Source organism: Crossiella cryophila, from assembly GCF_014204915.1.
Taxonomy (GTDB): Bacteria; Actinomycetota; Actinomycetes; order Mycobacteriales; family Pseudonocardiaceae; genus Crossiella; species Crossiella cryophila.
Genome location: NZ_JACHMH010000001.1, coordinates 8,561,038 through 8,585,179, shown reverse-complemented (window position 1 = coordinate 8,585,179; position 24,142 = coordinate 8,561,038). Strand labels below are relative to the sequence as shown.

At 70.9% G+C, this 24,142-nt stretch carries 17 protein-coding genes; 5 read left to right on the top strand and 12 right to left on the bottom strand.

What is annotated here, in order from left to right; all coding sequences use genetic code 11:
• Positions 1–336 precede the first annotated feature (336 nt).
• From HNR67_RS36835 to HNR67_RS36815, 5 genes are all read right to left on the bottom strand, one after another.
• Entirely contained in the window at positions 337–3,483 is a 3,147-nt protein-coding gene (locus tag HNR67_RS36835) for an AfsR/SARP family transcriptional regulator (RefSeq protein WP_185007625.1), read from the bottom strand.
• Positions 3,484–3,698: 215 nt separating this feature from the next.
• Positions 3,699–4,595, bottom strand: coding sequence for an ABC transporter permease (locus tag HNR67_RS36830; protein WP_185007623.1), 897 nt, complete (start codon positions 4,593–4,595; stop codon positions 3,699–3,701).
• On the bottom strand, positions 4,592–7,504 hold the full coding sequence (locus tag HNR67_RS36825; RefSeq protein ID WP_185007621.1) for an alpha/beta fold hydrolase: 2,913 nt from the start codon (positions 7,502–7,504) through the stop codon (positions 4,592–4,594). Before HNR67_RS36825 ends, HNR67_RS36830 begins: the two co-directional genes overlap by 4 nt.
• A 116-nt stretch (positions 7,505–7,620) precedes the next feature.
• Positions 7,621–7,926 carry an antibiotic biosynthesis monooxygenase family protein gene (locus HNR67_RS36820; protein WP_185007619.1) on the bottom strand — a complete coding sequence of 102 codons (306 nt, stop codon included), beginning with the start codon at positions 7,924–7,926 and terminating at the stop codon, positions 7,621–7,623.
• The gene (locus tag HNR67_RS36815) at positions 7,923–8,201 is read right to left on the bottom strand and encodes a putative quinol monooxygenase (protein WP_185007617.1); all 279 of its coding nucleotides are present in this window, start codon (positions 8,199–8,201) and stop codon (positions 7,923–7,925) included. Before HNR67_RS36815 ends, HNR67_RS36820 begins: the two co-directional genes overlap by 4 nt.
• A gap of 246 nt (positions 8,202–8,447) precedes the next feature.
• Between HNR67_RS36815 and HNR67_RS36810 the strand changes: the two genes are divergently transcribed.
• From HNR67_RS36810 to HNR67_RS36800, 3 genes are all read left to right on the top strand, one after another.
• A complete protein-coding gene (locus tag HNR67_RS36810) occupies positions 8,448–9,446 on the top strand; it encodes a TerC family protein (protein ID WP_185007615.1) in 999 nt (332 codons plus the stop codon).
• A 52-nt stretch (positions 9,447–9,498) separates the two neighbouring features.
• Positions 9,499–11,445 carry a S9 family peptidase gene (locus HNR67_RS36805; RefSeq protein ID WP_185007613.1) on the top strand — a complete coding sequence of 649 codons (1,947 nt, stop codon included), beginning with the start codon at positions 9,499–9,501 and terminating at the stop codon, positions 11,443–11,445.
• A gap of 72 nt (positions 11,446–11,517) precedes the next feature.
• On the top strand, positions 11,518–12,042 hold the full coding sequence (locus HNR67_RS36800) for a GNAT family N-acetyltransferase (RefSeq protein WP_185007611.1): 525 nt from the start codon (positions 11,518–11,520) through the stop codon (positions 12,040–12,042).
• 611 nt (positions 12,043–12,653) lie between these two features.
• Here the strand turns inward: HNR67_RS36800 and HNR67_RS36795 are convergent.
• Positions 12,654–13,310, bottom strand: coding sequence for an RES family NAD+ phosphorylase (locus HNR67_RS36795; RefSeq protein WP_185007609.1), 657 nt, complete (start codon positions 13,308–13,310; stop codon positions 12,654–12,656).
• Positions 13,311–13,373: 63 nt separating this feature from the next.
• Positions 13,374–13,958 carry a MerR family transcriptional regulator gene (locus HNR67_RS36790; RefSeq protein WP_185007607.1) on the bottom strand — a complete coding sequence of 195 codons (585 nt, stop codon included), beginning with the start codon at positions 13,956–13,958 and terminating at the stop codon, positions 13,374–13,376.
• A 285-nt stretch (positions 13,959–14,243) separates the two neighbouring features.
• On the opposite strand from HNR67_RS36790, the gene HNR67_RS36785 reads away from it, so the two are divergent.
• Positions 14,244–15,476: a glycosyltransferase 87 family protein gene (locus HNR67_RS36785; RefSeq protein ID WP_185007605.1), complete on the top strand. Its 1,233-nt coding sequence runs from the start codon at positions 14,244–14,246 to the stop codon at positions 15,474–15,476.
• A 111-nt stretch (positions 15,477–15,587) separates the two neighbouring features.
• Here HNR67_RS36785 and HNR67_RS36780 read toward each other — a convergent pair whose 3' ends face one another.
• From HNR67_RS36780 to HNR67_RS36760, 5 genes are all read right to left on the bottom strand, one after another.
• Complete coding sequence (locus HNR67_RS36780; protein WP_185007603.1) at positions 15,588–17,885, bottom strand: glycosyl hydrolase family 18 protein; 2,298 nt, start codon at positions 17,883–17,885, stop codon at positions 15,588–15,590.
• A gap of 152 nt (positions 17,886–18,037) precedes the next feature.
• Positions 18,038–19,747 carry a sigma-70 family RNA polymerase sigma factor gene (locus tag HNR67_RS45305; protein ID WP_185007601.1) on the bottom strand — a complete coding sequence of 570 codons (1,710 nt, stop codon included), beginning with the start codon at positions 19,745–19,747 and terminating at the stop codon, positions 18,038–18,040.
• Between the two features lie 136 nt (positions 19,748–19,883).
• Entirely contained in the window at positions 19,884–20,549 is a 666-nt protein-coding gene (locus HNR67_RS36770) for an NAD(P)H-binding protein (RefSeq protein WP_185007599.1), read from the bottom strand.
• 96 nt (positions 20,550–20,645) lie between these two features.
• Complete coding sequence (locus HNR67_RS36765; protein ID WP_185007597.1) at positions 20,646–21,914, bottom strand: aminotransferase class I/II-fold pyridoxal phosphate-dependent enzyme; 1,269 nt, start codon at positions 21,912–21,914, stop codon at positions 20,646–20,648.
• 17 nt (positions 21,915–21,931) lie between these two features.
• Entirely contained in the window at positions 21,932–22,429 is a 498-nt protein-coding gene (locus HNR67_RS36760) for an OsmC family protein (protein WP_185007595.1), read from the bottom strand.
• 394 nt (positions 22,430–22,823) lie between these two features.
• On the opposite strand from HNR67_RS36760, the gene HNR67_RS36755 reads away from it, so the two are divergent.
• Positions 22,824–24,140: a bifunctional o-acetylhomoserine/o-acetylserine sulfhydrylase gene (locus tag HNR67_RS36755; protein WP_185007593.1), complete on the top strand. Its 1,317-nt coding sequence runs from the start codon at positions 22,824–22,826 to the stop codon at positions 24,138–24,140.
• Positions 24,141–24,142: the final 2 nt, after the last annotated feature.

Sequence of the window (24,142 nt, the reverse complement as noted above, 5' to 3'; positions counted from 1 at the left end):
CGTGCCTGACCGACGGGTGTGCCTAGCCGATCTGTGTGGCAGAAGACCGGCGGCGGTGTCCTGCCCGCAGGTGTGCCGGACCGGCGTTCGTGTCCCGCCAGCGCCCGCGCCCGACCAGTGGCCCCGCCCAGCCAGCGGCCCGGCCCGGCCCTCCGGCGTGCCCGGCCAGCGGGCGTGCCCGACCCCGCCCGCGCGCCCGGTCCTCCGGCGTGCCCGGCCTTCCGGCGTGCCCGGCCCTCCTACGCGCCCGGCCCGCCCACGTCCCGGCCCGGCCCGCGCCCCAGCCCGGCCCACGCGCCCGGCCGTCCGCCCCAGCCCCCGCCGCCCCAGCGAGCACTACCCCAACTCCGCGATCAACTCCCCAGCCTCCCGAACCCCCAACGGATGCCCACGCTCCTCAAACACCGCCAACGCCGCCCCCGCCGCCTCCCGCGCCCCCACCACCGCACCCCGAGCCCGCCGCACCAGCGCCACCGCCTGCCAAGCCCGCCCCACCAGCAACCCGAACCCATGCTGCCGCGCCAACAACAACGCGTGCTCGGCGAGTTCCTCCGCCCGCGCCTGGTCGCCCAGGGCGAGGCGGGTCAGGGCTAGTTCGGTGCTGACGGTTACCTCGCCGAAGCGGAATTCGGCGGTGCGGATCAGGGCCAGGGCACGTTCGCCCTGTTCGGCGGCTTCCTGGTTTCGGTTGAGCAGGCGGAGGGCTTGGGAGGTGGAGTTGAGGAGTTCTACCGCGATCACGCCCAGGCCCGCCTCGGTGGCGACCTGGTGGCCGAGGCGGCTCAGGTGCAGGGCGCCCTGGAAGTCCTGGTGGGCGCAGCGTTGCTGGGCCAGGCCGCGCAGGGCCATGGACTCTACGTAGGCCATCTGGAAGCGGGCGCCGAAGTCGCGGGCCTCGGTGTTGGCGGTCTGGGCTTCCTCGTACCGGCCCAGTTCGTGCAGGGCGCAGCCCAGTTCGATCATGCCGAAGGACTCGGCCAGTGGGGATCTGGCCGCGCGGCCCACCTCCACCGTGCGGGTGGCCAGCTCCAGGCAGGCCTGCAGGTCGCCGCGGGCGTAGGCGACGCCGGTGCGGCCGGAGAGGACCAGGGCCTGGTTGGGCAGGTCGTCGATCTCCTCGAAGACCCGCAGTGCCCTGGTGTGGTGGTCGTCGGCCTCGTCGAGTTCGCCGCGGTCCCAGCGCAGCAGGCCCAGCACGTGCAGCACGCTGGCCTCGGAGGCGACCATGCCCAGGGCCCGGTAGCCGGTGAGGGCCGCCTGGGCGTGTTCCTCGGCGAGTGCGGCCTCGCCCAGGCTCCAGTAGGTCTCGCCGAAGATGTCGTGCAGCACGGTCTGGGCCAGCGGGTTGCGTTCGGCGGTGGCGGCGGCCAGTGCGGCGGTGACCGCGCCGAGCCAGCCGGGGAGCAGGCCGCGGAAGGTCATGGCGCAGCCGCGCAGGGCGTCGGCGAGCAGCCAGGCGCCGTCGTGCGGGCCGTGTTCGGCGCAGTGGTGGATGGCGGCGATGAGGTTGGCGCGTTCGTCGTCCAGCCAGGCCATCGCCTCCTCGGTGCTGGCGATGGCGGCGGGTTCGCCGCTCTCCTCCACCCAGCGCGCGGTGCCAACCAGCTGGGCCAGGCCGGGGCCGAGCAGGTCGACCGCGGCGCCCGCGTGCCGCAGGTACCAGCCGATCAGGCCGCGCACCGCCCGGTCCCGCTGCTCCTGGCCCAGTTCGGCCTCGATCCGTTCCCGCGCGTACTGCCGCAGCAGGTCATGACACCGGTACCGGCCGGGCCCGGACTGCTCGACCAGGCTGGCCGTGCGCAACTCGGCCAGCCGGCGCCGGGCCTCGGCCTCGCTCACCCCGGCCAGCGCGGCCAGCGCGGACGGGGTCAGGTCGTCGCCGGTCATCAGGCCGAAGCAGGCGAACACGTGCGCGGTCTCCGGTTTGAGCGCGCGGTAGGACAGGCCGAAGGTGGTGCGCACCGCGGCCTGTTCGTCGCCGTGCACGGTCAGCCTGCCCATCAGCCCGTCCGCACCCAGCTCCGCCACGAACTCCGCGACCGTCTGCTCCGGGTGCACCGCCAGGTCGGCCGCGGCGATCCGCAGGGCCAGGGGCAGGTGCGCGCAGCGCTGGGCCAGTTCGGTGGTGGCCGCCGGATCGGCCGCGGCGCGGGCCGGGCCGATGATCCGGGACAGCAGCCGCACCGATTCGGCCGCGGGCAGCACGCTCAGCGTCAGGGTGTGCGCGTCGTCGAAGGCGGCCAGCCCGCGCAGCGCGTCCCGGCTGGTCACCACCACCGCGCAGCCCGGGGTGGCCGGCAGCAGCGGGCGGACCTGGACCACGCTGCTGGCGTTGTCCAGGATGATCAGCACCCGGCGTTCGGCCAGCAGCGAGCGGAACAGCCCTGCCTGCTCGTCCAGGTCGGCAGGCACCCGTTCGGCCCGCACGCCCAGTGCGCGCAGGAACCTGGCCAGGGCCTCGGTCGGGCCCAGCGGCGGGCCCTCGGCGTAGCCGCGCAGGTTGACGTAGAGCTGCCCGTCCGGGAACCGCTCGCGCACCTGGTGCGCCCAGTTCACCACCAGCGTGGTCTTGCCGACGCCCGCGCTGCCGGTGACCGTGCCCAGCACGGTGGCCTGGTCCGGGTCGGCGAGCAGCCGGTCCAGCCAGGCCAGCGCGGTCTCCCGCCCGGTGAAGCCGCCGGTGGCCGGCGGCAGCTGCCGTGGCACCACCAGTTCCGGGCCGGGTGGTTCGGCTTCGCGCAGCAGCAGGCCGGGGTCGCCGGTGAGGATGCGCTGGTGCAGTTCACGCAGCTCCAGGCCGGGTTCGATGCCCAGTTCGGCCCGCACCACGGTGCGCGCCTGCCGGTAGGCGGAAAGCGCTTCCGCCTGTCGCCCGGAGCGGTACAGCGCGAGCAGCAGCCGCGCCCACAGCTTCTCCCGCAGCGGGTCCTCGCCGATCAGTCCGCGCAGCACCGCGGTGGCGTTCTCGTGCTGCCCGGTGGCCAGCAACGCCTCCACCCGCACGTCCTGCACCTGCCAGCGGGTCTCCAGCGCGGCGGTGGCGGCCGCCCTGGCCAGGTCGGTGTCGAGTTCCTCGAACGGCTGGCCACGCCACAGTTCCAGGGCCTCGCCCGCCAGCCGCAGCGCGATCTCCGGGTGGCCCGAGTTCAGCGCGGTGGTGGCGGCCTCGAGCTGCCCGCCGAGCACGTCGAGATCCAGCGCGTCGGCAGGCAGGTCCAGCCGGTAGCCGCCGGGCTGGCTGGAGATGCGCAGGTCGGGGTGCAGCTGGCGGCGCAGTTCCCAGACGTAGGTCTTGAGGTTGCCGGGCGCGGACCGCGGTGGCGTCTCGCCCCAGACCGCGTGCACCAGTTTCTCCACCGACACGGTGGTCCCGGCGTGCAGGGCGAGGGTGGCCAGCACCAGCCGCTGCTTGCGCGCGGGCAGGCTGACCAGCTCCTGGTCCGGCCCTCGCGCCGCCAGCGGACCGAGCACGAGCAGCAGCATCCAGCCCCCCGGTGGACTCCGCTGGACCGGCGCTGGACCGGCCGCGGGCATCCTGTCACTTGGTTCGGCACGGGCACGCCCGGGTACGGGGCACCACCTCAGCCGAACCAGCCTAGGCGTGCGGGCGTCGCGACCGGGGGTGTTGCACAAGATCTCCGATGCCGGGCAGCGGCGAATCGGCGGGTGGAGGGGCCTCCATCCGCCGATTCAGCGCGTCAGCTGGTGATGTCCTTGGTGGCGAACCGGCGGGCGGCCAGCAGCAGGAACACCGTGCCGTACACCAGCGCGGAGAGCACCCCGCTGGCCATGCCGGTCCAGTCGATGTCGGTACTGAGCAGGTCGGACCAGGCGAAGGAGTAGTGCGTCGGCAGGTAGTTGCGCAGGCTGCCCAGGTCGGTGATCTGATCCAGGATCTGGGAGACGATGGAGACCAGCGCGGCCCCGCCGACCGCGGACAGCGGGGCGTCGGTGGACACCGACAGGTACAGCGCGAGTCCGGCCACCCAGAACAGGTGGATCATCAGGTACACCATGGCCAGCCCGAGCGCGGTGAGCCCGTCGGCCAGCGCCACCGACTCGCCGGTTGGCGTGACCATGTCGCCGCCGCCGTAGAAGATCAGCCCGACCACCAGTGCCATGCCGGGCAGCACGATCAGCCCGGCCACGGCCAGCATCCCGGACACGATCGCCTTCTGCCGCAACAACCTGCCGCGTGGCACCGGGACCGCGAGCAGGTATTTCAGGCTGGACCAGGATGCCTCGCTGGCCACGGTGTCGCCGAAGAACAGCGCGACCACGACCACCAGCAGGAAGCTGGAGGAGGCGAACAGCGCGAAGGTGACGAAGTTCTGGCCGCTGGCGGTGGCCAGGTCGACCAGGCCGCCGGAGCGGCGCGCGTTCTGGCTGGCGCCCAGCTCGAAGGCGATCAGCAGCACCACCGGCAGCAGCGCGAGCAGGGCCAGGGTGACCTGGGTGCGCCGCCGTCGCAGCTGCCGGGCCAGTTCGACCCGGATCGGCAGCGTGCGGGAGGCGCGATAGCCCTCGATGGAGCCGTCCGCGGCGATCGCGCGGTCGGTCAGCGGGTGCGTCACGGCTGTGGTTTCCTCGCTCACTGCACGGTGTCCTCTCCCACGAGCTGGAGGAACGCGTCCTCCAGCCGTCGCCGCGGCCCGACCTGTTCGACCGCGACCCCGGCGTACACCAGCGCGTTCACCGCGACCGAGCGCGGCAGCGCGCCGAGGTCGGCGTGCACGGTGCTGCCGTCGGCGCTGACCTCGCCGATGCCGTCCACCGCCTTGAGCGCGACCACGGCGTCCTCCGGGTTGTCCACCCGGAAGCTGACCTCGCCGCCACCGGCCACGATCTCGGCCACCTCGCCCTGCGCGACCAGCCTGCCGCGGTGCATGACCACCACGTGCGAGCAGGTCTGTTCGACCTCGGCGAGCAGGTGGCTGGAGACGACCACGGTGCGGCCGGTCTCGGCGTAGCGGCGCAGCACATCGCGCATGTGGTGGATCTGCGGCGGGTCGAGCCCGTTGGCGGGTTCGTCGAGCACCAGCAGGTCCGGCAGGCCGAGCATGGCCTGGGCGATGGCCAGCCGCTGCCGCATGCCCTGGCTGTAGGTGCCGACCTTGCGCCGCACCGCGGTGCCGAGTCCGGCGATCTGCAGCGCGTCCTCGAACCTGGCCTCTTCGAGGGGGCGGCCGGTGGCGGCCCAGTAGAGGTGCAGGTTGGCGGTGCCGGACAGGTGCGGCAGGAAGCCGGAGCCCTCCACGAACGAGCCGGTGCGGGAGAGCACCGGCGCGCCGGAGTGCACCAGGTGCCCGAACACCCTGATCTCGCCCTCGGTGGGCTGCACCAGGCCCATCAGCATCCGCAGCGTGGTGGTCTTGCCCGCGCCGTTGGGCCCGAGCAGGCCGAGCACCTGACCGCGTTTGACCTGGAAGGACAGTCCGTCCACCGCGGTCAGCTTGCCGGGGTAGGACTTGGTGAGGTCGCGGATGTCCAGCGGGGTGTCCAGCAGGTCAGGGTCCACGTCGTCGGCCCGGCGGCGGCGGATCGCGGCGATCACGGTGGCGATCAGCGCGACCAGCAGCACGCCGCCGATCCCGGCCAGGGTGCCCCAGGGGATCACGCTGGCCGAGCGCTGACCGGGCACGATCGGCACGGACAGGGCGTTGTCCCCGGCCAGTCCGATCTTGTACACGGCGGGCTCGACACTGGGCGCGAACGCCTGGTCGGTGGTGGCCGCGACGACCATCAGCTTGTTGCCCTCGGCGACCGGCCGGACCACGCCGGGCAGGGTCACGGTGACCTCCACCGGGCTGCCGTCCTGCGGCAGGTCCTTGACCCGGATCGGCGCGACCGCGCCACCGGCCAGGGTCCGCTGGCCTTCCTTGGCGACCTCGTAGAGCTTGACGAACAGCACCGCCTCGCCCGGGTTCGGCTGTCCAGGCAGGCCGCTGGCCTTGAGCCGCACCTGCGGCGCGCCCGCGATCAGCACCTGTTCGGTCATCGCCTCGGTGCCGAAGGCGGCGAACTGGCCGGGGATGTCCACGGCGAGGCCGGTGGCCAGCGCGGAGGACCCGCTGCCGCCGCCGACCCGGCCGCTGAGTCCGGGCACCGCGCTCAGTGCCGCCGGGTTGCCGCCAGCCGGGTTGAGCGCGGGCTGGTCCGGGCCGGTCAGACCGAGTTTGCGCAGCTCGGTGGGGGTGTTGCGGTCCCCGGCCAGGCCGGGGTAGTTCGAGGTGGACACGGTGCGCACCGAGGGGCCGCCGGTGCGCCGGAACGAGCCCTGCACCGCGTACTCGAACTCGGTGCCGGGGTCGCTGCCGCGGTTGGCCAGGTGGAAGTCGAACCACTGCCCGATCTCGGCCCGCAGTGCCGGTCCGGGTGCGCCGCCGTCGTGGCCACCGGCGTACCAGACCGTCTTGACCTTGCCGCCCGCCGCGGCGATCTGGCGGGCGTTGGCATCGGCCTGGTCCAGGCCGAACAGGGTGTCCGCCTCGCCCTGGACGATCATCGACGGCACCGTGATCCGGTTGGTCACGCTGGCGGGGGAGGAGCGCTGCAGCAGGTCCACGGTGGCCTGGGAGGCGCGGCCGGTGGTGGCCGCCTCGCGGTAGGCCGCGCACACCTCGGGCCGGAACCGGCCGCAGGTCAGCTCAGGGCCGCCGGTGGTGCGTCCGCCGGGACCGCCCGCGCCCTGCTGGCCGCCGGGAGAGCCCTGGCCGCCGGGTGCGCCGCCGGGCAGTGGTTCGGGCTGGCTGGAGGTGCTGGAGCCGGGTTCGGGAGCCTCGCCGCGTGGTTCGCCACCGGCCACCGAGGCCGGGCCGAGCCCGGCGGAGAAGAACAGGCCGGCCCAGGTGCGTTTGAACACCCCGTCCGCGCCGAAGGCGCCCGCAGCGGGCGTGGTCGCGCTCAACGGAGAAGTGGAGGCGGCGTTGGGCAGCAGGGCCTGGGTGAGGTCGTTCCAGGTGATCACCGGCGCGATCGCGTCCACCCTGCGGTCATAGCCGGCCAGCATCAGCGCCAGCGCGCCGCCGTAGGAGCCGCCGGTGACCCCGACCTTGGGGTCGTTGTCGGCGTCCTTGAGCACCTCGGGCTGCCGGGAGAGCCAGTCGACGAGCTGTTTGGCGTCCTCGACCTCGTACTCCGGCGCGTTCAGCGCGATCTGGCCGGTGGAGGCGCCGAAGCCGCGCGCGGAGTAGGCCAGCACCACGAACCCGCGCTCGGCCAGCTCCCGCGACTCCTGCGCGACGCTGTTCTTGTTGCCGCCGAAGCCGTGCGCGACGATCACCGACGGAGCCGGGGTGCGCTCGGGCAGATAGAGCGTGGCGTCGAGCTGGACTGGCTCGTCCTTGCGCGGACCGTCCACCACGTCGAGCTTCAGCTCGCGTTGGCTGACAGCGGGTTTGACCTCGTCACGCTGCGACCACCAGAAGCCACCCGCGGCGATCAGCAGCAGGGCGACAACGGCGAGCAGGGACCATTTCCTGCGGGCACGGGAGGGCCGGGACACCTCGCCAAGTTATGCCAACGATGGTGACGGGAGTGTGTGGCCGAGCCGAATCGGTATAGATCCGGTGTCCAGCGGCGAACCTGAGAACTGTCGGTTTCGCGCAGGGCGGAAATGGATCACCGGGTGATCAATCCGGTGAGGTCCTCGGCGTGTTCCACGCGGGGTGGTTCGCACAGGTGCTCGCTGACCGCGTCCCGCCACCGCAGGAACGCCTCGGAGCGGTAGAAGTCCTCGGTGTGCGACTCCAGCGTGGCCCATTCACTCAGCAGCACGAACCGTTCCGGCGCCGAGGTGCACCGGACCAGCCGCGCGGAGTGGCAGCCCGCGGCGCCGAGCAGTTCGGGCAGCGCCTTGTCCACCGCGATCAGGAACTCGGCCTCGGCGCCGGGCACGACCAGCAGTTCGGTGATGGTCAGGATCACGGCGCACCGGCCGGATCGAATAGTTCGATCACCGGCGGCTCGGCCAGCAACGCGGCCAACTCCCCTGGCCAGTGCCGGTCAGGCGGCGCCGAACGGGTGATCGTCTCCCATTCCACCAGCAGCACGAATCGGCTCGGGTTCTCCACCCCGCGGGTCAGCCGGGCCGAGACGCACCCGGGTTCGGAGAGCAGCCCACGCACCGTGACCTCGGCGAACGCGGTGAACCGCTCCGCTGTCTCCGGTCGGAGCAGGAGCTCGGTGATCTCCAGCACCATGCAGGGGATCTTTTCACCCCAAGGGGGTCTGAGACAGTGCCCCGCATCACCCCTACTGGTGGACTTCAGGGTGCACATGAGAACGTTACACAGCTTGGAGGGGAGTATTCCTTCGCGGCGACATCGTCATCACGGCCGTCCCCAGTGACGTCCCGGTGCCGTCGACCGGCCTTCTGGTCCGGTGGAAGAGACCTCCGGTCAGTGGCGTGTGTCTGGTGGCGTGTGCCCATGAACCGGAGGTGAACTGTGCTCGTCCCCGCTTGGCTGTGGATCGCGACTGTGGTCGGACTGCTGGCCCTGATCGCTATCGACCTCGTGATCGTCGACCGCAAACCGCACGAGGTGACGGTCGGCGAGGCTTCCCGCTGGGTCATCTTCTACGTGGCCGCCGCGGTGCTCTTCGGACTAGGGCTCTGGTATTTCTCCGGATCCCAGTACGCCGGGGAGTTCTTTGCCGGCTACATCACCGAATACTCGTTGAGTATCGACAACCTTTTCGTGTTCGTGATCATCATGAGCACGTTCGCGGTTCCCTCGATCCACCAGCACAAGGTGCTGCTCATCGGCATCCTGCTGGCGCTGGTCATGCGCGGTGGGTTCATCGCGGCGGGCGCGGCGCTGATCGAGCAGTTCAGCTGGATCTTCTACATCTTCGGCGGCTTCCTGCTGTTCGTGGCCTACAAGCAGGCGCGACAGGGTGAGGGCAACGAGGAGGAGTTCAAGGAGCCCAAGCTCGTCGGCTTCGCCCGCAAGGTGCTGCCGGTGACCAAGGACTACGTGGGCGCCAAGTCGTTCGTGAAGATCGACGGCAAGCGCTGGGTCACCCCGATGTTCATCGTGATGCTCGCGATCGGCCTGACCGACCTGCTCTTCGCGGTCGACTCGATCCCGGCGATCTTCGCGCTGACCAAGGAGCCCTACCTGGTCTTCACCGCCAACGCCTTCGCGCTGATGGGCCTGCGGCAGCTGTACTTCCTGATCGGCGGCCTGCTCAACCGGCTCGTCTACCTGCACATCGGCCTGGCCGTCATCCTCGGCTTCATCGGTGTGAAGCTCGTCTTCGAGGCGCTGGCCAGCAACAACCTGCCGTTCCTCAACGAGGGCCAGCCGATCGCCTGGGCGCCGCACATCGGCATCGAGATCTCGCTGCCGTTCATCATCGGCGTGCTGATCATCACCACCGTGACCAGCCTGCTCAAGACCCGCAACGACGCCCGCAAGGACGAGAAGGCCCCGGCCAAGTAGTTCTTCCGGCAAGGCTCGAGGGAAGGTCCTCCGGGCGGGTAGCTTGGCCCGCATGCGCCCGGAGGATCTTCCTTTTCTGCGAGTTCCCGGAATCCCGGCCCTGCACGGCGACACCCTCGTGGTGGCCGTGTCCAGCCCGGACCTGCGGGCCGACGGCTATCGCGGCGGCCTGTGGCAGGTGCCGCTGACCCCTGGCGGCACACCCCGGCGGATCACCGGCGGCCGCTCCGACACCCAGCCGCGGATCTCCCCGGACGGCGCCTGGGTGGCCTTCCTGCGGGTGGCCGGTGACTCCGGCACGGCGGCCAGGCCCCAGGTCTACCTGCTGCCCACCGCGGGCGGTGAGGCGATCCAGCTCACCGACCTGCCGCTGGGGGCCGGAGTGCCAGCCTGGGCGCCGGACTCACGCTCGCTGGCCTGGACCGCCAGGGTGCCCGAACCGGGCCGCTACGGGACCACCGCGGGCGTGGGGCCGGAGGCCGAGGCGCCGCGCCGGATCACCCGGTTCAGCTACCGCTTCGACGGCATCGGCTTCATCGGCGACCGCCCGGCCCAGGTGCACGTGGCCGAGTTGCCCGGCCCCGACGGTGTGCCCAGCCCGCCCCGGCGGCTCACCGAGCTGGACGTGGACGCCGCCGATCCCGCCTTCACCCCGGACGGCAGGCACGTGCTCTTCACCGCTCAGCGTGCCCTGGGCGCCGACGGCGACACCCTGCACACCGACGTCTACGCGGTGTCGGTGGCAGGCGGCGAGCCGGTGCTGGTGGTGCGCAGTGAGGGCACCGCGGAGTACCCGACCGCCGACGGCGACACGGTCTACTACTGCGGTGAGCAGTTCACCGGCCGCGCGGTCGCGCTCAACCCCGGCCTGTGGTCGGCCCCGCTGCGGCTGACCGGCGAACCGGGCACCCCGCTGCGGCTGACCGACACCGAGACGGTCGCGGTGGAACGCGCCCCCGGCCCGCCGGTGCTCATCGAGGGCGGCGTGCTGGTGCCGGTGGCGCACCGGGGCGCGGTGCAGGTCCGCCTGGTCCCCACCGGCGCCAAGGAAGCACTCTTGGACGAGCTGCCACTGCTGGCGGGCGAGGACGCCGCGGTACTCGGCTTCACCGCGCACAGCGGCCGCACGGTGGCAGCCGTGTCCACTGTGGACGATCCAGGCGAACTCGTGCTGCTCGGCGAGAACCCGGTCACCCTCACCGAGTTCAACGCCGAGGCCCGCGCCACCGGCCTGCTCGGCTGGCAGGAGATCGACACCGCCGCCCCCGACGGCTACCCGGTGCACGGCTGGGTGATGCTGCCCAAGGGCCCCGGCCCGCACCCGGTGCTGCTCAACATCCACGGCGGCCCGTTCCGCTTCTACAGCCGCGGTTTCTTCGACGAGGCGCAGATCTACGCCGAGGCCGGGTACGCCGTGGTGCTCGGCAACCCGCGCGGCTCGGCCAGCTACGGCCAGGCGCACGGCGCGGTACTCGCCGGCCCCGGTTTCGGCACCGTGGAGGACACCGGCGACCTGCTCGCCCTGCTGGACGCGGCCCTGGAACTCCCCGGCCTGGACCCGGCCCGCGTGGGCGTGATGGGCGGCTCCTACGGCGGCCTGATGACCGGCATCCTGGCCGCCAAACACGGCGAGCGGTTCGTGGCCGCCTGGAGCGAACGCGCGCTCAACGCCTGGGACTCCTTCGTCGGCTCCTCCGACATCGGCTGGTCCTTCGCCACCGACTACTGCGCCGACGAGGAAACCCAGCGCCGCAGCAGCCCCCTCACCTACGCCGACCAGATCACCATCCCGTTCCTGATCGCCCACTCCGAACAGGACTGGCGGTGTCCCCTGGAACAGGCCCAGCGGATGTTCGTCGCCCTGCGCCGCAACGGCACCCCGACCGAGATGCTGCTCTTCCCCGGCGAGGGCCACGAACTCACCCGCGGCGGCAGGCCGAAGCACCGGCTGCAGCGCTTCGAGGCCGTTCTCGACTGGTGGTCCCGCCATTTGGGCTGATCAGGGCCGCGCGCCTGGTCCGAACGGGAAATTCCCTGGCCCGGACCCGGTGCCGTCCCGCAGGCTCTTGTCATGACATGGACGGTGCGCCAGGCAGAACCGGCGGATGCGGCGGAGATCGCCCGTATCAACGTGTTGAGCTGGCAGTACGCCTATCGAGGCATCGTCGCTGACGAGCTGCTCGACCAGATGAGCCCGCAGCGCCGAGCCCCCGGCTGGGAAACCTGGCTGAGCAGGCCAGGAGCGGACACGGTGTTCGTCGCCGAAGACCGCACCGGCCGCATCGGCGCGTACTGCGCGGTCCGCGAGACCGAGAACTCAACCGGAGAACTGATCGCCCTGTACGGCGACCCGAGAATGTGGGGCACCGGAGCGGGCCGGGCGGTCCACCACGCCGGCCTCCGCCACCTGGCCGCCCTAGGCCACACCCACGCCGAACTCTGGGTCTTCCAAGCCAACATGCTCGCCCGCAACTTCTACCGCGCCCACGGCTGGCGCCCAGACGGCACCACCAGCACAGACCACCTGCAAAACCAGGAAATCCCCACCTGCCGCTACCGCCGCCACCTCCCCACCCACCTCCCCAAAACCGCCTAACCCCACCCACAACAGCCAACAAGCCGTACAACAACGGCCAACACACCGTACGAAAACGGCCAACACCCGGTACAAGAACGGCCAACACGCTGGCGAGGGTTTCAACCCTCCGCGCGTGTTGGCCGTTATGGGACGGTGTGTTGGCCGTTCTTGTACGGCACGTTGGCCGTTGTGGGCGGGCGAAGCCCGGAGCGGTGAGCGTCGGGGGCAGGCGGGCGAAGCCCGAAGCGTGGCGGCTAGGCGGTTCGACCGCGCCGCGACCGGGCGGAGCCCGAGGACAAGCAGCCGGGGTGGCTTTTCAAACCCCACCTGAGCGGTTCCCCATCCCCGTCAGCCTGGAGAGGACACACCGCATCCCGGCAAGCAGCCCCGCAACACAAACCGCCGCCAAGTCAACACAAACGCAACCGGGCTGCTTGCCGGGATGTGGTTTGGTATCGGAAGGCTGACGGGGATGGGGAACCGTACGAGCACTGCTCTGTGCCTTTGATTTCCCCCCATCCTTTGATTTCTGCCCGTCCGGCGAGGACGCTCTTGATCGTCGCTCGTGTCCCACAACGGCCAACACCCCGTACGACAACGGCCAACACGCCGAGGAAGGGGACCCCGGCTCAGCCAAGCAGCGTGTAGTTGAGTTCCTCGCAGATCCGCGCCAGCGGCAGATCCAGCCCCGGATGATCCAACGGCAACAACACATCCGGCGCGATCGGCAACGCGCTCATCCCCGGCGGATCCCACAGGCAGATAGCCGGATTCCCGGTGTCCATCGAGGACCGGTACCAAAGCCCATCCAGCTCCGGATAAGCCGCCCGGATCGCCCGAGCCCAAGCCTGCGTACGGTCCTTCGGCCCAGTGCTGATCGACTGCGACGCACCGGCGCGAGTGGGCCACAGCCCGGAAAGATCCAGCAACCGCAACGTGCGCCGCGGCCGAAGCACCACCAGGTGCGGGCTGCGGGTGCGCCGGTCCACCGTCGATGTCGCCTGGTAGACCTCGGCGACGCTGGTCCGCACGGACAGGCCGAAATACAGGACCCCGTGTTCGTGGGTCTCGATCGGGCGGCCGTCCAGGGTGGCCGGGTGCGGGTCGAACCGGGCGTGCGGCAACGGTCCGGCGTACCGGAAGGAGTTCCACCGCTGGGGGTGGGTGCCGCCCGCGGCGAAGATGCGCACCAGACGGGTCGCGCGGTGTACGGCGACGACGTCCTCGGTTCGGCGCAGCAACGCTTGCAGCGCAGCCGGAGTCGGCGGCGGAGGAAGCCGGGCCAAGTCGTGTGTCCTGTTCGCTGGTCTCGCGTGAGTTCGCTTACCTGGGTGGTCTCAATGGACCAGTCAGGCCGGCGTCCCCAGCGTCGAGGCCAGCGTCGCGACCCGGCGCGGGTCACCACCGGCAAGCAGCCAGTCGCGGGGGGAGGTCGGCCGGTCGCCGAGCAGCAGGTCCTCCTGAGGGGTCGTCATGAACGCCGCGACCACCATCTGGGGCTGATCGGCAGGCACCTTTGCCAGCACCATACCCAGACCGGGCAGCACCCCGCTGTCGGTGAACTGCCAGGCGGGCAGTCGCCAGCCGCCGCGGTCCTTCCAGCCGGTGAGCCGACCCGCGCTGACCCGGTGCCGGATCCGGCTGGTGTCCACGCCCACCCGTTCGGCCGCTTCGGCCACGGTCATCGCCGAGTCGCGCAGCACGGCCTGGGAGGCCACCGCCTTCGCCCTCGGGTCGCGCTCGCCGTCGGCCCTCGGACTCAGGTCCACCCCGACCGCGGCCAGCGCGGCGCGCTGATCTGCGGAGAAGTAGGCCCCGGGGTCCGGGTGCGGCGGCGCCAGCTTGCGTGCGGCGTCCTCCACCAGGGACAGGAACTCGGTGGCGGTGACCCGCAATCCGGCTCTGGCCAAGACATCCTCCAACGCAATGCTCATGCGCACAGAGTAGCTCATCTGTGCGCAAACGTGCGCTTTCGTAGCTGAGGAGAACTAGTTTCCTAGGCCAACCGTGTGTGGGTAGATCACAGTCCGTACACGGATCCTCGTGGGAAAGTCACACATCTTGTCAGGGTCCCATGACCTGCGGTGATCCCGCGGTCACAACTACGTGACGGCGCACCGGGCCGCCCATGACGCGGGTGTGAGAACGCTGTTGGGTACCCTCGCCCGGAGTAGCAGCGCCGCCAGAAGTTCGGGGTGAGGGACATCTCCAAGGTCAACATGTCAGCATCGAATGCCGCGCCCGCCTGGCGACTGCCAGTCGTGGTCGCCCTGATGCTGGCCGCGGGATTCGGTGTCATCACGCTGTTCAACATCGGCAAGGCGTTCTACTACCTCGACCTGCAGGTCTACCGCGCGGGCGGCCTGACCTGGCTGAACGGGCTGAGCCTGTACGAGCCGAGCTTCCCGCGCCCGTTCACGCTGGACTTCCCGCTGCCCTTCACCTACCCCCCGCTGGCCGCGGTGCTGTTCGCGCCGGTGGGGCTGCTGCCGTTCTGGGTCAGCGCGGTGCTGTTCGTGGTGGTCAGCCTGCTCGCGCTGTTCGGCACCGGCGCCATGGTCGGCCAGCGCCTCGGCCTGGACCGCCGCAAGGCCTGGTACATCGCCTCGGCGGTCGGCCTGGTCTGCGTGGTGCTGGAGCCGATCCGCGAAACGCTGATGTTCGGCCAGGTCAACCTGATCCTGATGGTCATGATCGCGGCCGACTGCCTGCTGAAGAAGACCCCGTGGCCGCGCGGCATGATGATCGGCCTGGCCGCCGCGATCAAGCTCACGCCACTGGCCTTCCTGCTGTTCTTCCTGGTGAAGCTGCAGTGGAAGCCGATGTTCGTCGCGGTCGGCTCCTTCTTCGGCTTCGGCGCGCTGGGCTTCCTGCTCTCGCCAGGCAACTCCATGCAGTACTGGTTCCAGACCCTGACCGACCCGGGCCGCATCGGCTCCCCGGTCTACGCCACCAACCAGTCCGTCCGCGGCGTCATCTCCCGCCTCGGCCTGGACTCCACCGTGCTGTGGGTGGCCCTGGTCGCGGTGATCGTGGCGGTGACCGCGCTGGCGGTGTACCGGCTGCGCGCGGCCGATCAGGACCTGCTGGCCCTGCTGCTGGTGGCCACCGCCGGCCTGCTGGCCTCCCCGGTGTCCTGGTCGCACCACTGGGTGTGGATCGGGCCCGTGGTGGTGCTCCTGGTGGTGAAGTTCACCCAGACTGCTGACGCCCGGATCCGGTTGCTGGCGATCGGGCTGCCGGTGGCGGTGATCTTCGGCATCGGCGGGCACCAGCTGGTGCCCAAGGAGGCCGACCGCGAGCTGAAGTGGACGCTGGGCGAGCAGTTGCTCGGCAACAGCTACGTGATCGTGGCGCTGGTGTTCATCGTGGCCGGGTGCGTGTACGCGCTGCGGCTCAGCACACCCGCCGCGCCGTCACCGGTGCAGGCGGACCCGGCCCGCGCGGCCTGACGCGCCGCTGGTGCGGGCACCCGCTGCCCCGCGCCGCCGATCTTCTCCGCACACGGCGGGGCGAGCCTTCCCAGGCCCGCCCCGCCGTTGCTGTCAGTGCTGCCGTGCCGGCTAACGCAGCCCGTTGTCCAGCGCCGTGGTGAGGCTGCCGGTGTCCCCGGACATCTCCCACACCATCGCGCCCAACAGGTTCTTGCTCTTCAGCCAGGCCGTTTTCTTGCCGATCGACCAGGCGTCGTCGAAGCTCCACCACTGGCCGTTGTTGCCGGTGTAGCCGTAGGTGGCCACCGACTGCTCGTCGTGGTAGATCGTCATGCCCGGCACGCTGGCGATCAGGTTGCTGTAGCCCCTGGTGCCCGCCTCCTCGGCGAACTGGCCCGGCGCGGCCCCGTTCGCGGCCTGCCACTCACCCTTCTTGCCGCCGTCGGTCACCTGTTGCCAGCCGCGGCCGTAGTAGGCGAAGCCGATGGTGAGCTTGCGTGGGTTCACCCCGGCGTTGAGGTAGTGGTTGACCGCGTTCTCCACGCTGAAGTGGAAGTTGTACGGGTCCTCGGCGTCGGTGTAGAGGTTGCCCTGGTGCCCGGCCCGCTTGGGCTCCCAGGAGTTGTCGCTGCCCGCCCCGTGGAAGTCGTAGCCCTGCACGTTGGCCATGTCGAGGTACTTGAAGACGTGGTCGGGGCCGGAGATCTCCCAGCCCGCGTCGACCTTGGCCGGGTCGGCCGGGGTGAACGCGGTGAGCTGGTACTGCTTCTTGTTCTGCTGGCCAAGCGCGTCCAGCTGCCTGCGGAACTCCGCGACCAGCAGGGTGTTGTTGCGCTTGTCGTTCGGGCTGATGTGGTTGCCCGCGTGGCCTTCCGCGCCCGGCCACTCCCAGTCCAGGTCGATGCCGTCGAAGATGCCGGCGGCCGAACCCACGCCGCCGGCGCCGTTGTAGGTGGGCAGGTTGCCCTTGATGTAGATGTCCAGGCAGCTGGTCACGAACTTCTTGCGGGCCGCGTCGGTCGCGGCCACGTCGGAGAAGTACTTCGAGTAGGTCCAGCCGCCCAGTGAGATCAGGATCTTCAGGTGCGGGTGCTTGGCCTTGAGCTTGCGCAGCTGGTTGTAGCTGCCGCGCAACGGTTCCCAGCCGGTGTCGGCCACCCCGTCGACCGACTGGGCGGCCGCGAACGGCCTGCTGTAGTCGGCCTCGGCGTCGCCTGCCCCGTCACCCTGGTTGGGGTCCTGCGGGTTGGCGCTGGTGCCCTTGGTGACGCCCTGCAGGCAGGTCAGGTTGACCGGGTCGATGTTGGCGAAGGCGTAGTTGATGTGGGTCAGCTTGGCCGCCGCGCCGGTGGTGTCCAGGTTGCGCACGAAGTACTGGCGACCGTAGATGCCCCACTGCACGAAGTAGCCGACCCTGGCGTAGTTGCCGCCGCCGACCAGGTCGTCGGTGGTCACCGCGACCTCGGCGCTGGCCGCGGACAGGTTGTCGTAGTTGTCCCGCGCCCGCACGGTGAACCGGTACGCGGTGCTCGGCGACAGACCGTCCACAGTGGACGAAGTCCCGCTCACGGTCGCGGCATATACACCGTCGCGATATATGTCGTAGTTCGCGATACCCGAGTTGTCGGTGGAGGCGTTCCAGGCCAGCGCGACACTGGTCGAGGTCTTGCCGGTGCTGCGAAGGTTGCCGGGCACGGTCGGCGGCTGGGTGTCGTCGCCGGGATTGTTGGTGCGCACGGTCACCGCGGCGCTGGCGGGGGAGAGGTTGCCCCTGGTGTCGCGGGCCTTGACGGTGAAGGTGTAGTCGGTGTTCGGGGTCAGTCCGGCCACCGTGCCCGAGGTCCCGGTCACCGACACCAGTGCCGGTCCGCCTGCGATCTCATAGCCCGCCACCGGGAAGTCCCCGGCCACCGCGGCGTTCCAGGCCAGCGTCGCGGTCTTGGTGGTCTTGCCGGTGCCGCGCGGGTTCGTCGGCGCCTCCGGACCGCGATCGGCCGCGCCGTCGCACTTGTTGCCGTTGATCCGGCAGTTCGCCGGCACCCCGGTCCCGGTGAGCTGGAACATCGGGCTGTACGGCTCGGTGTTGGCCCCGCCGTTGACCCTGGCGTTGTAGTGCTCGTTCTCGACGGTGACGTGGTTGCCGGACACGGTGGACTTGCCGTACCAGGTGTTGCTCAACGTGGTGCCGGCAGGCAGATCGAACTCGATCTTCCATCCGGTGATCGCCGCGGTGGTCGGGTTGCCGACGATGTACTTGCCCTGTTTCCAGGACCCCATGTCGGCGATGGAGAAGGTCGCGGTCAGGCCCGGCGCGGCGCTGGCGGACGGGGCGAGGGCGGTGAGTCCGAGCACGGGCAGGAGCAGCAGGGTCGCGCCTGCGGCCAGGACACGGCGGCCCCGGGACAGCGCGGAGTTGATCCTGGGCATGGTTCTCCCTCACAGGGATTCGGGGCGCTCGGCGGAGCACTCCGGCAGAACTGAAGAACCAGCGGCGGATCGGAATTTTCCCGACGTTGCACCGAAGTTAGGGCGATTGGCCGCACCACGTCAATGGGTCTAGACCATTCGGGGAACGCGGTTCAGAACCAGCGCCGGGCGTCCACCCGCACCGCCCCGACCGGAGCGCTCAGCGGCCCCGAGTACACCGTCCCGGACACCGGCCCACCCGCGCTGAACACGCTGACGTGCAAGGAGATCCGCACCGTCGACTGGGCGCCCGCCGCGAGTGAATCGGTCAGGAAACACTCCGCCACCCGCCCGTCCTGGGTGCACCGGCTACCGCCGCCACCACGCGCGAACACGCCCTCCGGCAACGACAACCGCACCCGCACCGGCCCGGTGGCGGCGGCGCCGTCGTTGCGCACGGTCAGCGCGTATCCAGTGGTGCCACCGGGATGCGTCCGGTCGGCCGTGGCGCTCGCGGTCAGTCGCGCCGGGGCGGGGGGAGGTGGGGTGGTGGTCGGGGGAGGAGTGGTGCCGGGGGAAGTGCCCGGGGTTCGCGGTGGGGTCGGGCCGGGTGGCCGGTTCGTGGTGGTGGCCGAGGGAGTGGGGGCCGGGGGAGTGCTGCCCGGCTGGGTGGTGGCGGGTGGGGGTGGGGTGGCGGTCGAGGGGTGCTCCGGCGTGGCGGTGGCCGGGGCGAGGGCGGGGGCCTGGACACGTGGTTGGGCGGCCTCGGTGGGCTGGGCTGCCAGTGCCATGGTCACCGCGCCGACTCCGGCCGCCACCGCGACCAGCGCCGCCCACGACTGCCCCAGCACACCACCCGCGCTGCCAGCACCCGCACCGCCAGCTCCGCCCGCTCCAGCTCCGCCCGCACTCGCTCCGCCAGCGCCACCCGCGCCCGCGTCGCCGGTCCCGCCAGCACCCGCGGCTCCGCCCGCGCCCCCGGCGCTCGCCGAGCCGCCGCCCGCCGCACCGCCAGTCCCACCAACGCTTCCCGCGCCCCCAGTTCCCGCCGCGCCACCGAGTCCGGCCCCCGCCACCCCGATCCCGCCATCGCTGGCCGCACTGGCCAGATACCCCGCCGCCCCGACCCCCAGCACCAACGGTCCCGCCGCCGCCCGCAACGCCCCGTTGAGGTCAACCAGCTCCGCCGCCAATGCCCGGCACTGCTCGCACGTGTCCAGGTGCGCCTCGACCTGCGCCGCCTCGCGCTTGGACAACCGGCTGCGGGTCCACGCGCCCAGGCGTTCCACCGTGGCGCGGCAGCGGCTGTTCTCGGTGTCGGCGAGGTGGACCTGGAGGTAGGCCTGGCGCAGGCCCTCGCGGGCGCGGTAGGCCAGGGCGGAGACGCCGTTGGGGTTGAGGCCGAGCAGGGGGGCGACCTCGGCTGGGGCGTGTCCCTCGATCTCGGTATACCAAAGCACCGCCTGCCAGCGTTCCGGCAGACGTTGGAAGGCCTTGGCGGCCAGCGAACGCTCGATGTCCTCGAACACGCTGGCCTGGGTCTCCACCTGGTCCGGGACCTCGCCCAGGTCGTTGCTCAGGGTGACCGGCTTGGCCCGGCGGTGGCGTTCGTAGGCCACGTTGCGCAGGGTGGTCAGCAGGTAGGAGCGGAAGGCCAGTTCCGGGCCCTTGCCGGCCCGCAACGCGTCCAGGACCTTGGTGAACGCCTCCGCGACCAGGTCGTCGGCCTCGGCGGTGGCATTGGCCAGCTGGCGGGCGAATGCGGTGGCCGAACCGACGTGCCGCCGGTACAGCTCGCCGTAGCTCTCGGTGACACCGGCGCGCACCTTGGTGATCAGCTCAGCGTCGCTGGGCACCTCGGTTCCTGGGGGTGTCTCCGACATGCTCGTCCTCCGAATGGGGCAGGGTCCGGCTGAGTGGGTGACCCTGGTCCCTCGGGTTCATGACGCGAACATGCGGGACTGCGAGCGAAGTCATGCCCGTCATATATCGGAGTGCGATATATGACGGGCACGCGTACTACTGGGCGATCTTGGCCACGGCCTCGGCGACCGGGGTGCCGCCACCGGTCAGCTCGATGGTCAGCCGGGCGGTGCCGGGGGTGTCCAGCAGCGCGAGCAGCACCGCGGCCACATCGGCGCGCGGGATCTTGGTCGGCTCGACCCGCTCCGCCAGGGTGACCACCCCGGCCGGTTCGTCGTTGGTCAGCGTGACCGGCCGCAGGATGGTCCAGTCCAGGTCCCGGCGGCTCAGGTCCGCGTCCGCCTCGCCCTTGGCCCGCAGGTAGGCGGCGAAGCTCTCGCTGTACCCGTCCCTCGGCGCCACGTCCGCGCCGTAGGAGGAGATCATCAGGTACCGGCGCACCCCGGCCCGCTCGGCCGCGTCGGCCAGCAACGCCGCCGCCCCGCGATCCACGTTGTCCTTGCGGTCACTGCCATCCGAGGCCGCCTTGCCGCCTGCGCCCGCCGCGAACACCACCGCGTCCGCCCCGGCCAGCGCGGCCACCACCTGGGCCACGGTGGCCGATTCCAGGTCCAGCTCGACCGGTTCGGCGCCGATGGCACGCAGGTCGGCGGCGTGCTCGGGATTGCGGATGAGGCCCGCCGCGCTGTCCCCGCGGGCGGAGAGCAGTGCTTCGAGCTTGAGGGCGATCTGGCCGTGGCCTCCGGCGATGACGACTCGCATGCGGCCAAGGCTAATGCGCCCCACCCGGCCCCGCCGGACGCCAGGGGGCTGGGTGGGCCCGGCCGATGATCACCGGCCGGGCCGGGCCCGGCGGCTTCAGTTGCCGCTGAGCTTCTCCACCGCGGCCAGCAGCACGCAGGTCACCACGCCCTCGGTGGCCAGTGCGACCTCGCGGATGTCCGGGAAGGTCGGCGCCAGCCGGATGTTGCGGTCGCGCGGGTCGTCACCGTGCGGGAAGGTCGCGCCGGCCGGGGTCAGCACGATCCCGGCCTCCTTGGCCAGCTGCACCACGCGCTTGGCGGTGCCCTCCAGCACGTCCAGGCTGATGAAGTAGCCGCCCTTGGGCTTGCTCCACTGCGCGACGCCGGTGCCGCCCAGGCGCTTCTCCAGCATGTACAGCACCATCTCGAACTTCGGGGCGATCACCGCGCGCTGCTTGTCCATGTGCGCGAGCAGGCCCTCGGTGTCCTTGAGGAAGGCCACGTGCCGGAGGTGGTTGACCTTGTCCGGGCCGATGGTGCCGAAGCTCTGGTTCTTGGTCAGCCAGGCCACGTTCTCCGGTGAACCGCCGAAGAAGGCCACCCCCGAACCGGCGTGGGTGATCTTGGAGGAGGAGGCGAAGACGAAGGGGCGGTTGGGGTTTCCCGCCGCGGTCGCCAGTTCGAGCACGTTGGCGATCTCCACCGCGTCCTCGGTGAGGTGGTGCAGCGCGTAGGCGTTGTCCCAGAACAGCCGGAAGTCCTTGGCCGCGGTGGGCATCGAGGCCAGCCGGCGGACGGTGTCCTCGGAGTAGACCGCGCCGGTGGGGTTGGCGTACTTGGGCACGCACCAGATGCCCTTGATCGAGGCGTCCTCGGCGACCAGCCGCTCGACCACGTCCATGTCCGGGCCGTCCTCGTGCAGCGGCACCGGCACCGCCTCGATGCCGAACTGCTTCAACAGCGAGAAGTGCCGGTCGTAACCGGGCACCGGACACAGGAACTTGATCTGCTGCCCCACCCACGGCTCGCCGTCGACCGGGCCCTTGAGCAGCGCGAAGACAATGGTCTCGTGCATCACCGCGAGGCTGGAGTTGCCCAGTGCCAGCAACTGCGGCACCGGCACGCCCAGCGGGCCGCTGAAGATCTCGCGCAGTTCCGGCAGGCCGGCGAGGCCACCGTAGTTGCGGGTGTCCGTGCCGCCCGCCTTGAAAACGTCCTTGCCCGGCAGGCACAGCAGCTCGTTGGACAGGTCGAGCTGTTCGGCAGCGGGCTTGCCCCGGGTCAGGTCCAGGGACAGGTTCTGCGCCTTCAGCTCGTCGTAGGCCTTGCGCAGGTCGGCCAGGGGGGCGGGCAGCTCGTCGGCGTCCAGCTTGGTCAGTTCCATGCGGGCATTTTCCGGGCTCAGCGCAGCTCGGTGCCCACCGGGGTCTCCGCGCGGAACAGGTCGAGCACCGGACAGTGCCGGTCGACCTCGCGCCGCAGCTCCTCGTAGCGCTCCCTGGTCTCCGGTCCGTCCAGCCGCACCCGCACCGTGATGCCGGTGTACCCGGGCCTGGTGTGCTCGGTGAGCCCGAAGAACCCGCGCCGGTCCAGCTCGCCGGTCACCTCCACCGACACCGAACTCAGCCGCAGCCGCAGTTTCGCCGCCCAGAACTGGTAGGTGACCACCTGGCAGGAGCCCAGCGCGGCCAGCGCGTACTCCACCGGGTTCGGCCCGGTGTCCGCGCCGCCGCGGGCCACCGTCTCGTCCGCGGTCTGCTCGTGCCCGCGGATGCGCACCCGAACCCTGGTGTCGGTGCCGGCCACCACCGCGCAGTGCGCGTCGAAGACCGCGCCCGCGTGGTACGGATCCTCGGCGACCGCGCTCCGGGTGGCCTCGATGACATCGGTCAACGACATGGCGGCACTCCTGATGGGAATTGAGGGAATACCGAATCGTGCTGAGCCAAACCGGGTGCGGTCAAGGGTGGAAACAATAATCTTCGACCAGAAGGCGGAATTACTCTCACATGGTGGGCGGTTTCTGCGGAAACCTCCGGTCCGCTGCTAGTCTCCGGACTGTGAGCACCCTGGTGTCCCGTATCCACGTCGATCTGCGACGTGTGACGGCCATGGCGTGTTGCTGCACTCCTGCTGCCTGACGACCAGGCACAACCCTTCCCCGCGCACCTGAAGGCCGATGCCCTCGGCCGGTCGGACGCTGCCCGGGGTCAATTCACCGGCGGTCGCTAATCGGCCGTTCGGGCTCATTTCGCGTGCCCACATTTCGCAATTCTCACTCGGGAGTATCCGCATGTCCGCAGCAGCCAGTGCCGCCTGGTCCTTCGAGACCCGTCAGATCCACGCAGGCGCCCAGCCCGACCCTGCCACCGGGGCCAGGGCCACGCCGATCTACCAGACCACCTCGTTCGTCTTCCGGGACACCCAGCACGCGGCGAACCTGTTCAGCCTGGCCGAACCGGGCAACATCTACACCCGGATCAACAACCCCACCCAGGACGTCCTGGAGCAGCGGGTGGCCGCGCTGGAGGGCGGGGTGGCCGCGGTCGCGCTCGCCTCCGGCCAGGCCGCCGAGACCCTCACCGTGCTGACCCTGGCCAGTGCGGGCGACCACCTGGTCTCCAGCGCCTCGCTCTACGGCGGCACCTACAACCTGTTCCACTACACCCTGCCCAAGCTGGGCATCGAGGTCAGCTTCGTCGAGGACCCGGACGACCTGGACGCCTGGCGGGCCGCGGTGCGCCCCAACACCAAGCTGTTCTTCGCCGAGACCCTGGCCAACCCGCGCAGCAACGTCCTGGACGTGGCCGCGGTCGCCGGGGTCGCGCACGAGGCCGGGGTGCCGCTGGTGGTGGACAACACCGTGCCCACCCCGTACCTGCTGCGCCCGATCGAGCACGGCGCGGACATCGTGGTGCACTCGGCCACCAAGTACCTCGGCGGGCACGGCAACGCGATCGGCGGCGTGGTCGTGGACGGCGGCACCTTCGACTTCGGCGCCGACCCGGCCCGCTTCCCCGGCTTCACCGAGCCCGACCCCAGCTACAACGGTCTCCAGTACTGGCCCGCACTCGGTCCCGGCGCCTTCGCCGCCAAGCTGCGCGTGCAGGGCCTGCGCGACCTCGGTCCGGCGCTGTCCCCGTTCAACGCCTTCCTGGTGCTGCAAGGGCTGGAGACGTTGTCGCTGCGGATCGAACGGCACGTGGCCAACGCCAAGGCACTGGCCGAATGGCTGGAGGCCCGCGACGAGGTGGAGACCGTCTACTACGCCGGGCTGCCGTCCAGCCGCTGGCACGAACTGGCCCAGAAGTACCTGCCCAAGGGCGCCGGCGCGGTGGTCTCCTTCGACCTGCGCGGCGGGGTCGAGGCGGGCAAGGCGTTCGTGGACGCGGTCGAGCTGTTCAGCCACCTGGTCAACATCGGCGATGTGCGCAGCCTGATCGTGCACCCGGCCAGCACCACGCACAGCCAGCTCTCCGCGGCCGAACAGGTCGCCACCGGCGTCACCCCCGGCCTGGTCCGGCTCTCCGTCGGCATCGAGGGCCTGGAAGACCTCAAGGCCGACCTGGAGGCCGGTTTCCGCGCCGCCAAGGCAGCGCTCGGCGGCTGAGG

Coding starts and splice junctions, on each gene's coding strand:
- HNR67_RS36760 (WP_185007595.1), bottom strand. CDS start 22,429: ATGTCGTTGACCGATGTCATCGAGGCCACCCGGAGCGCGGTCGCCGAG.
- HNR67_RS36785 (WP_185007605.1), top strand. CDS start 14,244: ATGTCAGCATCGAATGCCGCGCCCGCCTGGCGACTGCCAGTCGTGGTC.
- HNR67_RS36765 (WP_185007597.1), bottom strand. CDS start 21,914: ATGGAACTGACCAAGCTGGACGCCGACGAGCTGCCCGCCCCCCTGGCC.
- HNR67_RS36780 (WP_185007603.1), bottom strand. CDS start 17,885: ATGCCCAGGATCAACTCCGCGCTGTCCCGGGGCCGCCGTGTCCTGGCC.
- HNR67_RS36770 (WP_185007599.1), bottom strand. CDS start 20,549: ATGCGAGTCGTCATCGCCGGAGGCCACGGCCAGATCGCCCTCAAGCTC.
- HNR67_RS36800 (WP_185007611.1), top strand. CDS start 11,518: ATGACATGGACGGTGCGCCAGGCAGAACCGGCGGATGCGGCGGAGATC.
- HNR67_RS36755 (WP_185007593.1), top strand. CDS start 22,824: ATGTCCGCAGCAGCCAGTGCCGCCTGGTCCTTCGAGACCCGTCAGATC.
- HNR67_RS36815 (WP_185007617.1), bottom strand. CDS start 8,201: ATGGTGCTGGAGATCACCGAGCTCCTGCTCCGACCGGAGACAGCGGAG.
- HNR67_RS36835 (WP_185007625.1), bottom strand. CDS start 3,483: ATGCTGCTGCTCGTGCTCGGTCCGCTGGCGGCGCGAGGGCCGGACCAG.
- HNR67_RS36805 (WP_185007613.1), top strand. CDS start 9,499: ATGCGCCCGGAGGATCTTCCTTTTCTGCGAGTTCCCGGAATCCCGGCC.
- HNR67_RS36790 (WP_185007607.1), bottom strand. CDS start 13,958: ATGAGCATTGCGTTGGAGGATGTCTTGGCCAGAGCCGGATTGCGGGTC.
- HNR67_RS45305 (WP_185007601.1), bottom strand. CDS start 19,747: ATGTCGGAGACACCCCCAGGAACCGAGGTGCCCAGCGACGCTGAGCTG.